Origin of the sequence: Streptodolium elevatio, from assembly GCF_040649515.1 — a bacterium.
Lineage (GTDB): Bacteria > Actinomycetota > Actinomycetes > Streptomycetales > Streptomycetaceae > Yinghuangia > Yinghuangia elevatio.
This window is the reverse complement of the sequence record NZ_JBEZFP010000079.1, coordinates 32917-43217: the sequence shown is the minus strand read 5'-3', so window position 1 is coordinate 43217 and position 10301 is coordinate 32917. Positions and strand designations below refer to the sequence as shown.

The 10301-nt window shown below is 71.2% G+C and carries 9 protein-coding genes; 3 read left to right on the top strand and 6 right to left on the bottom strand.

What is annotated here, in order from left to right:
* Nucleotides 1-192: 192 nt before the first annotated feature.
* Both AB0C36_RS26805 and AB0C36_RS26800 read right to left on the bottom strand, forming a co-directional pair.
* Nucleotides 193-945, bottom strand: a complete 753-nt coding sequence (locus tag AB0C36_RS26805; RefSeq protein WP_358358530.1) for a hypothetical protein — start codon at nt 943-945, stop codon at nt 193-195.
* A 152-nt stretch (nt 946-1097) separates the two neighbouring features.
* Complete coding sequence (locus tag AB0C36_RS26800) at nt 1098-2006, bottom strand: TauD/TfdA dioxygenase family protein (protein WP_358358527.1); 909 nt, start codon at nt 2004-2006, stop codon at nt 1098-1100.
* A gap of 253 nt (nt 2007-2259) precedes the next feature.
* Between AB0C36_RS26800 and AB0C36_RS26795 the strand changes: the two genes are divergently transcribed.
* The 3 genes from AB0C36_RS26795 to AB0C36_RS26785 all read left to right on the top strand — a co-directional run bounded on the left by AB0C36_RS26795 (nt 2260) and on the right by AB0C36_RS26785 (nt 4902).
* Nucleotides 2260-3456 carry a carbohydrate kinase gene (locus AB0C36_RS26795; RefSeq protein WP_358358525.1) on the top strand — a complete coding sequence of 399 codons (1197 nt, stop codon included), beginning with the start codon at nt 2260-2262 and terminating at the stop codon, nt 3454-3456.
* A 65-nt stretch (nt 3457-3521) separates the two neighbouring features.
* Nucleotides 3522-4454: a pseudouridine-5'-phosphate glycosidase gene (locus AB0C36_RS26790; protein WP_358358522.1), complete on the top strand. Its 933-nt coding sequence runs from the start codon at nt 3522-3524 to the stop codon at nt 4452-4454.
* Between the two features lie 115 nt (nt 4455-4569).
* Complete coding sequence (locus tag AB0C36_RS26785) at nt 4570-4902, top strand: VOC family protein (RefSeq protein WP_358358520.1); 333 nt, start codon at nt 4570-4572, stop codon at nt 4900-4902.
* A 283-nt stretch (nt 4903-5185) separates the two neighbouring features.
* On the opposite strand, the gene AB0C36_RS26780 is transcribed toward AB0C36_RS26785, so the two are convergent.
* The 4 genes from AB0C36_RS26780 to AB0C36_RS26765 all read right to left on the bottom strand — a co-directional run bounded on the left by AB0C36_RS26780 (nt 5186) and on the right by AB0C36_RS26765 (nt 10273).
* Nucleotides 5186-6244, bottom strand: a complete 1059-nt coding sequence (locus AB0C36_RS26780) for a carbon-nitrogen hydrolase family protein (protein WP_358358517.1) — start codon at nt 6242-6244, stop codon at nt 5186-5188.
* Nucleotides 6245-6364: 120 nt separating this feature from the next.
* Entirely contained in the window at nt 6365-7189 is an 825-nt protein-coding gene (locus AB0C36_RS26775; RefSeq protein ID WP_358358514.1) for an SDR family oxidoreductase, read from the bottom strand.
* Nucleotides 7190-7393: 204 nt separating this feature from the next.
* Nucleotides 7394-7870 (bottom strand): (2Fe-2S)-binding protein, encoded by a 477-nt coding sequence (locus AB0C36_RS26770; RefSeq protein ID WP_358358510.1) that lies wholly within the window; start codon nt 7868-7870, stop codon nt 7394-7396.
* Between the two features lie 9 nt (nt 7871-7879).
* The gene (locus AB0C36_RS26765; protein ID WP_358358507.1) at nt 7880-10273 is read right to left on the bottom strand and encodes a molybdopterin cofactor-binding domain-containing protein; all 2394 of its coding nucleotides are present in this window, start codon (nt 10271-10273) and stop codon (nt 7880-7882) included.
* Between the last annotated feature and the right edge of the window lie 28 nt (nt 10274-10301).

Genomic DNA, 10301 nt, shown 5'->3' with positions numbered 1-10301 from the left:
GGCACCGGCCTGGCCCCGGCTGGTCCGGGCTCTCCCGCGGGGGGTTAGTCCCCTCGGCCTGGGGCGCGCGGCGCGCCCCCCCCCCGGCCCCCCCGCCGGGCCGTTTCGCGGGCGGAGGGGAACGCCGGGTCGGTCGTCGGGGGGCCGGAGGCCGGGTGGCGGGTGGCCGGTCGCGCATCGGTCGAGGGCCGGTCAGCCCACGAACTCCCGGGCGCCGTAGTGGACCGCCGCCGCGGACCAGTCGGCGCCGAGGGTGGCGACGAAGCGCCGCACGACCTCGGTGTCGGTGCGGTCGGCGACGAGAATGAGCTTGCCGCCGCGTACGGTGACCGAGCCGCCGTACAGGACCTCGCGCGCCTCGGGATCAGCGAGCAGCCCGTCGTGCAGCCGGGTGACGTCCACGCCCGGCACCTCCACCTCGATCGCGGTCGCGCGCGGCGACGACGCGGGCAGGTAGTCGAACGTCAGGACGGATTCCTGCCGGAAGCGCTCGCGGACGATCTCCGCGACGGTGCGCAGTTGCTCGGGGGTGACGGCTTCGACGTCGAAGGCGCGGGACCGCTCGTACGTGGCCGCTTGCAGGTCGGTGGACCAGAACACCCCGTCCAGCAGCGACGATCCCTCCGGGTCCGCCCCGTGGGCCCGGATGATGCCGCGTACTTCGCAGGCGAATCCCAGCAGGTGCGCGTCGAGCCGGGGGTCGCCCGGGTCCGTGATGACCGCCGTGTTGTCCGTCGCGAAGATCTCGGCGTCCGGCAGTTCGGCACGGGTGTGCCCGGGTGACGCGTCCGCCGCGCAGCCGTACGGCGACGTGGCGGCCGACCGCGCGGCCGGCTCCGCCGCAGCCGTGCCCACGCTGCCCGTCGCGCCGGCCGTGACCCCCAGCGTCAGCATCAGCGCGGCGGACAGCCGCTTCGCCCTGGTCAGGCGCGTCGTCGAACTCATCGGCTGGTTCCCCATCCTGCGGTTGCGGGCGGACCGACGCGCAACGCTACCGACAAGTTGGGAGGTGGCCCGGGCAGCGACCCGGTATGACTAACGGGGAGCCGGCTATGTGTCGCGTGCGGGTCGACACCGACGGGCAGCCTGACGCGCTGTCAGTACGGCCGTTCGCCGAGGATGGCCGCGCGTTCCATCACGCGTACGTTCGGGTGGTAGTCGTTCGTGGCGTAGTGCACGGTGGCGCGGTTGTCCCAGATCGCCACCGAGTCGGGCTGCCAGCGGAAGCGGACCTGGTACTCGGGGTACGTGGCCTGCTTGCACAGCAGGGCGAGCAGTTCCTCGCTCTCGTCGTCGGCCAGTCCCACGATGTGGTCGGTGAAGACCTCGTTGACGAACAGGGTCTTGCGGCCGGTGACCGGGTGGGTTCGCACCACCGGGTGCTCGGCGGGCGGGTATTGGGCGCGCATCGCGGCAAAGCGGTCGGGGTCCATCGCCCGGCCGAAGGAGAAAGCGAAGTCGTGCACGGCGGTCAGGCCCTCGATGCGCTCCTGCACGTCGGCCGGGAGGTTGTCGTACGCGGCGGCCATGTCCGCCCACAACGTGTCGCCCCCGAATTCGGGTACCTCGACCGCGCGCAACACGGAGCCCAGCGCGGGTTCCTGACGCCAGGTCACGTCGGTGTGCCAGACGTTCTCCACGCCGACCATCGCGGCGTCCTTGGCGAATCGCACCACCTCAGGCACGTCGCCCTGTGCGAGGAACGGATGCACCTCCAACTCGCCCCACAGGCGCGCGAAGGCACGGTGCCGGCCCGAGTCGATCGGCTGGTCGCGGAAGAACAGCACCTTCCACTCCAGCAGTGCCCGGTCCAGCTCGGCGAACAGTTCCGGGCCGACCGGCTCGCGCAGGTCGACGCCGTGGACCTCGGCCCCGATCAGCGGTCCGCACGGCCGCAGGTCGAACAGCTCATACGGCGCCGACTGCGCGCCGATCGGCAGTCGGCGCAACACCCGTGCGCCCATGGACGTGCCGCGTTCGGCGACGCGATTGCGAATGGTCGTCATGAGAGTGCCCTCCAGGAGTGAGTGGAGCCGCCGAGAGCGCACGTTAAGACAGATGACTTAAACATGGAAGGGGCACGCATTCCTCGGTCGGATCTGATTCGACCGGAGTCGGTCGGGCGTCGCCTCGCGGCGACCCCCGGCTGCTCGGGCGACCGGGCTGGGCTGCGACCACCGCGTCGTCCCTGCGCCGGGGTCGTCGAGACGGTGGGATGAGGCTTGCATATATATGTAAAGAGTCTTTAGTCTTGTAAGCATGGCACTGACGGACAGAGAACGGGAGATCGTCGACCTGCTGCGCGGCGACCCCCGGCTCTCGCCTGGCGAGATCGCCGGGCGGCTGGGCACCACGCGTGCGGCGGTGAACGTCCACTTGTCGAATCTGACGCGCAAGGGCGTCGTGCTGGGGCGCGGCTACATCCTCAGCGAGGAGCCGTCCGTCGTTGTCGTCGGAGGCGCCAACCTCGACATCAAGGCGCGGAGCGCCGCCACCGCGATCCTCGGCACCAGCAATCCGGGCTCAGGCTCGATGGCGGCCGGCGGCGTGGGCCGAAACATCGCGGAGAACCTGGCCCGGCTGGGCACCCCCACGTACCTGATCGCCGCGGTGGGCGTCGACGCGACGGGGGAGCGGCTGCTCGCCGACACCGCGGCGGCGGGCGTACGGCTCGACCACATGCATCGCAGCAGGCATCCGACCGGCACGTACACGGCGGTGCTCGACGCGGGCGGCGAACTGGTGCTGGCCGTGGCCGACATGACCGCCACCGAGCACCTGCTGCCCGAACACCTAAGTCCACTGCGCGAGTTGCTGGCCCACGCGGGATTGCTCGTGCTGGACGGCAACCTGACCGCGGCCACCGCTTCGCATGCCCTGGACCTCGGGCAGGCGGCCGGAGTTCCGACGCTCATGGAACCGGTGAGCGTGCCCAAGGCGGCGACGCTCGCACCGCTGATCGCGGCGGACCGCCCGTTGTACGCCGTCACCCCCAACCGGGAGGAACTCACCGCGCTCACCGGCCTCCCCACCGGATCCGACGGTGAACTGCTGGCTGCGACGGGGAACTTGCACGAGCGCGGCGTCAGCCACGTCTGGGTCCGGCTCGGTGCCCGAGGGAGCCTGCTGAGCAGCCTCGACGAGGGACATGTGTTCGTTCCGGCACTGCCCGCCGGGGTGAAGGACGTCACCGGAGCCGGTGACGCCATGCTCGCCGCCTTCGCCCACGCGCTGTTGGCCGGACACCCGGTCCGCTCCGCCGTCGAACACGGTACGGCGGCCGCGGCCCTGACCATCGAGAGCGCGCACACTGTGCGTCCCGACCTCTCACCGCGTCTGCTGGCACAGGCCCTCGCCGAGCGCGGCGGCAGCGGCCGTCCGGGTGACCCGCGGGCCAGTGCCGCACCCACGGGCACGCCGCGTTCCAGCACGCCGCGTTCCAGTACGCCGAATTAGAGCAAGCCGGCTCAGAGCACGCCGACACCGACTTCGAGCACGACCACGAGCACCAGGAGCACGCAGTGACCAGCACCCCTCACCCCGACCTCGTGCTGACCGATGAGGTCCGCGACGCCCTGGCGGACGGGCGTCCCGTCGTCGCGCTGGAGAGCACGATCATCAGCCACGGCATGCCGTACCCGCAGAACGTCGCCATGGCCACCGAGGTCGAGGACATCATCCGCGGCCACGGCGCGGTGCCCGCCACCATCGCGGTGCTGGGCGGCCGCCCCTGCGTCGGTCTCACCCCGGCCGACCTGGAACTGCTCGCCACCAGCCCGGACGTGGCCAAGGCCAGCGTGCGCGACCTGCCGTACGTCATCGCCCGCGGCGGACACGGCGCCACCACCGTCGCCGCCACCATGCGCCTGGCCGCCCTCGCCGGGATCCGGGTCTTCGTCACGGGCGGACTCGGCGGCGTGCACCGCGGTGCGCCGGAGAGCTTCGACATCAGCGCCGACCTGGCCGAACTGACCCGCAGCGATGTCGCCGTGGTCAGTGCGGGCGTCAAGAGCATCTTGGATATCGGACTGACGCTGGAACACCTGGAGACCGGCGGCGTGCCGGTGATCGCCTTCGGCACCGACGAGTTCCCCGCGTTCTTCTCCCGCGTCAGCGGCTTCAAGGCCCCGATGCGCGCCGACTCTGCCGAGGAGATCGCGGCGATGATGCGGATCAAGTGGGACCTGGGCATCGCCGGCGGCCTGAACATCGCCAACCCCGTTCCGGAGGGCGACGAGATCCCGGCGGAGCGAATCTCCGCGATCATCGAGCAGGCGCTGACCGACATGGCCGCGCTCGGCGTCACGGGCAAGGACGCCACTCCGTATTTGCTCGGCCGGATCGTCGAGATCAGCGGCGGCGACAGCCTCAAGACCAACATCGCCCTGGTCAAGAACAACGCGCACCTCGGCGCGAAGATCGCCGCCGAGTACGCCGCGCACCCGGCGCGCTGACCGCCGCCACGCGGGTGGCGCCCGACAGGATCGGTTTTGTCGCGAACGGGGTATCCGGTCGGGACTGTCGGGGTGGTCGAGGATACGGCCGCCCGCATGCGAGGAGGACGAACAGATGCCCACGTCGATCCGCAGTGTCGTGGTCCCGGTGTCGGACCTGGAGGCCGCCAAGGCGATCTACACCGCACTGCTCGGGACGCCGCACACCGACGAGCCCTACTACGTCGGGTACAACGTCGACGGCTTCGAGGTCGCGCTGAACCCCCAGGGCCCCGCGGCGGACGGCCCGGTCGTCTACACCGACGTCGACGATCTCGACGGGGTACGCGCCACCCTGCTCGGCGCGGGCGCCACCGAGCGGACCGCCCCGATGGAGGTCGCCCCCGGGGCGCGCGTCTGCGTCCTCGAGGACACCGACGGCAACGCGGTCGGCCTGCGGGGCGAGTAGCCGTTCGTCGGACCCGGCGACCCGCGTCGGGCGACCCGGGTCGGGCGACCGGCGTCGGGCGCAAGGGGTCGGGTGCAAGGGGTCGGCCGAGCCCCGTTGAGCGTGCGGAGCCGGACGTCGGGCGCCGCACGGTTGAACGGCTTCCGGGACGGGGCCGCGTGGCGCCGCGCCACGCTGCCCCGGCCCGGCCGAAGGCCGCCGTACCGATCGACCGCTGTCGGCCCCCGGGCCCGGTCTCGGTCCTCGGCCTCGGGGCCCTGGTCCTCGGCCTCAGTCCGCGGCCTCACTCCTCCAGTGTCAGCAGCGGTGCCACCTCGGCGTCGTCCCTACGCGCGGCCGCCGGCGCGGGAAAGGCGTACTCGGCCACCGCCCCGTCCGGGCCGTGCGTGGTCATCCACGGGTTCCGGCTCACGTTGACGCGCAGGTCGAAGACGTCGGGGCGCGAGTACTGCCCGACGATGTCGATGAACGACTTCGCGGCGAGGATGTCGTTGAGATCGAGGTCGGCGTACACGATCCCCTCGGAATGCGGGTCGAGTTCCTTGGCGATGCTCATGCCGGTGGGGTGGAAGATCCGCGCGAATCCGCCGCCGGTGCCCAGCAGTTTGCGCTGGCCCGCGTCGTCGCCCACCAACATGTCGACGGCGTTCTGCGAGACCACCTGGGTGGCGCACAGGACAAACGATCCGGTCTCGATGGCGTGCATGCGCGTCGCCGCCTCGTTCGGTTCGATGCGGCCCAGGTAGAACCCGTTGGGGTTGGTGGACGCGAAGCTGGGCCAGCAGGCGACGTGGACCTGCTCGTGCATGGCCGCCAGCGTGAAGCGCTCCAGCGGCTGGAAGTGCTCCCAGCAGTTCAGGGCCCCGATCCGGCCGATCCGGGAGCCCCACACCTGGAGGTCGCCGCCGTTGCCGTCCCCGAAGATGCCGCGCTCCACGTGCGTCGGCTTCAGCTTGCGCCGGTTGCCCACGAGGTTGCCGCGGTCGTCGATGAACATCTGCGACATGTACGCGCTGGACCCGGCGATCTCGACGTAGCCCATCACGACGTGGATCGCATGGTCCCTGGCCGCTTCCATGACGCGACGCATGCGGGCGTCGCCCAGCTGCATGCCGTTGGTGAGGTAGGCCTTCGCCAACCCGGCCGCGGTCGTCTGGTCCTTGATCCACAACTGCCACGGATAGCCGGGGACGAAGATCTCCGGAAAAGCGATCAGGTCCGCGCCGTTCCCCGCCGCCTCGGCCATCAGGTCGATGCTCTTGCCGATGGTCGCGTCCGCGTCGAACCACACGGGCTCGGCCTGCACCGCCGCCGCTCTGATCTGGATGTCGTAGTCGATCATCACGTTGCTCCTTCCCATCGGCACCCGCGCCGGGAAGGCGGCCGCGAGTGTGTTCGAGAGCGTACGAGGCGAACACCGGTGGCGGTCCAGGCTTTTCGGAGCCGTTCTTCGGGGCGGTCGCTATCGGGAGGGTCGGGCGACCGACTCCTGGTAGCGCTGCATGCCGGCGATCCACCGCTCGTAGTCCGCGCCCTTGCGCCGGAAGAACTCCAGGACCTGCGGGTGCGGCAGGACGAGGAACCGCTCGTCGGCCACGGCCTCGACGACCTGGTCGGCGACGTCCAGCGGCTCCAGCAGCGCGCCGGCGTCCAACACGGCCTGCGCGGCGACCCGTTCGGCAGCGTCCTCGGAGCGGGTGCCGGCCATGAGCAGCTCGGTCCTGACGCCTTGCGGGCACAGGCAGCTCACCCGGACGCCGCGTGCGCCGTACGTCACCGCAAGCCATTCGGCGAACGCGACGGCGCCGTGCTTGCTCACCGCATAGCTCGCCGACCCGATCTGCGTCACCAGCCCGGCCGCCGACGCGGTGCTGAAGAAGTACCCCTCGCCGCGCTCCAGCCAGCCCGGCACGAGCAGCTTGGCGGCCCGCACATGCGCCATCACGTTGACGTCGAGGGACCGGCTCCAGTCGTCCTCGCTCGCGTCGAGCCCGGCGCCGCCGGTCACCCCGGCGTTCGCGAAGTACAGGTCCACTGCGCCGAACTCGCGCTCGGCTGTCTCGATCAGGCGGGTGATGCCGTCGGTCGACGCGGCGTCGCCCGCGACCGCCTCGACGCATCCGGGATGGTCGGCGGCGAGTTGTCTGCCGGTCTCGCCGAGCCGTTCGGCGTCGATGTCGGTGACGACGACGCCGCGGGCGCCGTGTTCGAGGAGGCGCTGCGCGATGGCGGCGCCGATTCCGCCGGCCGCGCCGGTGACGACTGCGACCTTTCCGGTGATCTGCACGCGGAATTCCCTTCGCTTGTCTTGTGCGGTGACCACAAACCTTCACCGGTGCTCGCCGCTCGGACACCGCGCCTCGCGGCGTTGCATGATCTCGCGAGTACGGCCGAGTACGAGCTTCGGCCCCGCGCCTTGCTCGGGAGGGCCGCCCGGCCCGGCGGCACGGCACCGAACGACGAGAACCGGCAAACGTTTGCGGCCACCGCACTAGAAGTTGTCCGCCGCTTCGCGGATGGCCTCGCGGATGCGGTGGTAGGTGCCGCATCGGCAGATGTTGCGGATCTCGTCGAGGTCGGCGTCGCCGATCTCGCGTCCGGCCGCGCGGGCCTGCTTGACCTTGGCGACCGCGGCCATGATCTGGCCGGGTTGGCAGTAGCCGCACTGCGCCACGTCGCGCGCGAGCCAGGCTTCCTGCATGGGGTGCAGCTCCCGGCCGACGGTGGCCGGCAGCCCCTCGATCGTGGTGACCTCGTCGTCCGGGCCGACGTCCGTGACGCGGACCGAACAGGGGTTGAACGCCTTGCCGTTGAGGTGGCTGGTGCACGCCTGGCAGACGCCGATGCCGCAGCCGTACTTCGGCCCGGTGACGCCGAGGACGTCGCGCAGGACCCACAGCAGCCGCACGTCGTCCTCGATGTCGACGGTGACCTGCTCGCCGTTGAGCTTGAAGGAGTGCTCGGGCACGGAAGGCTCCTAGTAGGCGCGGTCGCGGCCGTCGGTCGGGGACTGCGGGACAGGCGGGACGGTGGGCTTCGGCTCGAACGCGAGCGGCCCGTTGTGGTTGATCGGGAAGGTGGTCGGCATCGTCCCGGTGGCCCTGCGGTACGCGCACGCCACCGCGGCCATCGCGCCCGCGACCGCCAACTCCCCGGCGCCGCCCGGCTCGCCGGTGGTCGGCGGCATGACGACGATCTCCAGTTCGAGCGGGGTGTTCCACTGGCGCGTGTAGAAGTAGTTGTCCCAGCTCGCCTCCAGGAAGTGCCCGTCCTTCAGGTGCAGGCTGGAGGTCAGGGCCAGTGCGATGCCGTCCATGATCCCGCCCATCATCTGGGCTTCCAGGCCGCGCGGATTCACCGCGAGCCCGACGTCGACCGCGCACACGACCTTGGTGACGCGCGGGCCGGTGACGGCGTCCGGGACGTGCCGGCCGGTGGTCTGCGGGCGGCAGTCGATCTCCGCCAGCACGGCCACCACCGAGTGGTACTCGGGGTGCAGCGCGATCCCTTGAGCCATGCCCGAGGGCAACGCCCTTCCCCACGACCCGACTTCGGCGACCTTGTCCAGCACCGCCCGCGCCCGGGCGTTCTTCAGGAAGTCGCGACGGAACCGGTACGCGTCCCTGCCCATGTCGGAGGCGAGCTGGTCGACGACGAGTTCCTGGGCGCAACGCACGTTGGGGGAGTAGATGTTGCGCATGCTGCCGGTGTTGAAGCCCCGGTCGACCTCGTTCAGCAGTTGCGTGACCACGCCGAAGTTGTACGGGGTCTCCTGCGTCAGCGTGAAGATGGCCTGCGAGAACGCCAGGTCGCCGACCGGCAGTCCGGCGACCGTGGAGGTGAGCAACTCGCCGAGGCCGTGCCCGAAGTCGGTGACCGCCGAGGTGTGCCGCTGCTCGTAGCTGAGCACCTGTCCGAGCGAGTGCGTCGCGCGGACCCGGGAGATCGACATCGGGTGCGTGCGGCCCTGCCGTACGTCGTCGGCCCGGTGCCACATCAGCTTGACCGGCTTGCCCATCGCCCGGGAGATCTCCGCGGCCTCCAGGGCGGCGTCGAAGAACAGTTTCCGCCCGAACGATCCGCCGCCTTCGACCACGTGCACCTTGACCGTGTGCAGCGGCAGGCCGAGCTTGGCAGCGATCGTCTCCTGCGCGGTGACGGGGGACTTGAGGGACCCCCAGATCTCGGCGCGGTCCGCGCGTACGTCGGCGATGGCGCAGTTGGTCTCCAGCGCGCTGTTGCCGGCGAACGCGAACGTGAAGCGGATGTCCACGGCCTTGGTGAGCAGCGGCAACGGCGGGATGACGAGGGGCAGTTCCGCCTGCCGGAGTTTGGCGTGCACCGATGCGTCGGAAGCGCCTTCGGCGGTGCCCGGCCCCCAGGCCACGCGCAGGGCGCGGACCGCGTCGATGCATTGGCCGAACGTCCGGCCGCGCACCGCGACGCCGGTGGAGACGGGCACGACGTCGGTGATGCCCGGCATCGCCCGTACCTCGGGGAGGTTGGCGACCGAGCGTACGGTGCCGTTCACGGTCGGCGGGCGGCAGACCATCGTCGGGAGCGCCCCGGGCACCTGGAGGTCCATGGCGAACTTCTTGCGCCCTGTGACGGCGTCGCGCGCGTCGATGCGGTTGCGCGGAGTCCCGATGACGGTGAATTCGTCCGCCGGCTTGAGTTCGACGGAGACCTGGACGGTCGCCAGGCCCGCGGCTTTGACCGCGAGTTCGCCGTACGTCGCGCTGCGGCCGCCGGAGGAGGTGACCACGCCGAGCCGGGTCGTCAGGGCCGAGACCGCCTCGCCGAACTCGGTCGCCGCCGCCTCCAGCAGCCGCCCCCGGGCGATCGCGGCCGCCACGCGGATGGGGGTGTACGTCGAGAAGGTGGTGTTCGAGCCCCCGGTGAGTTGGTTGAACAGCAGTTCGGGTCGGGCGTCGGCCAGCGTGACGCGGACCTTGTCCAGCGGCAGGTCAAGCTCTTCGGCGATCAGCATCGCGCTGGACGTGGTGACGCCCTGCCCGACCTCGGCACGGGGCAGCGCGAACGACGCGGTGCCGTCCTCCTCGATCCGGATGCCGATCAGGTTCGCGGTGGGCAGCGCGGCGAGCGTCAGCAGTTCGTTGAGGTCGGCCAACTCGGACAGACCGGGGAGCGACGGTATCGCGGCGTCGGCCTCGGGCGGTGCGAGCACCTGCTCGGCGAGGGGCGCGGCGACCGTGAGCGTCGACGCGCCCAGGACGTACCCGAGGAATCGCCGGCGCGGGAGCCCGGAAGACGGTCCGGCGCTGCCGGCCACAGCCTCGGACGTGCGGTGCGCCGCGGTGTGCGGTGCGTTCTCGGGCGGGCTCTGGGGCGCGGGCGGAAGATCGGCCATCAGTGCTCCTCTGCGGTGAGTTCGCGCT

Bases quoted from the DNA above. Each gene is read 5' to 3' on its own strand.
- AB0C36_RS26805 (WP_358358530.1), bottom strand. From the start codon at position 945: ATGAGTTCGACGACGCGCCTGACCAGGGCGAAGCGGCTGTCCGCCGCG.
- AB0C36_RS26800 (WP_358358527.1), bottom strand. From the start codon at position 2,006: ATGACGACCATTCGCAATCGCGTCGCCGAACGCGGCACGTCCATGGGC.
- AB0C36_RS26795 (WP_358358525.1), top strand. From the start codon at position 2,260: ATGGCACTGACGGACAGAGAACGGGAGATCGTCGACCTGCTGCGCGGC.
- AB0C36_RS26785 (WP_358358520.1), top strand. From the start codon at position 4,570: ATGCCCACGTCGATCCGCAGTGTCGTGGTCCCGGTGTCGGACCTGGAG.
- AB0C36_RS26780 (WP_358358517.1), bottom strand. From the start codon at position 6,244: ATGATCGACTACGACATCCAGATCAGAGCGGCGGCGGTGCAGGCCGAG.
- AB0C36_RS26765 (WP_358358507.1), bottom strand. From the start codon at position 10,273: ATGGCCGATCTTCCGCCCGCGCCCCAGAGCCCGCCCGAGAACGCACCG.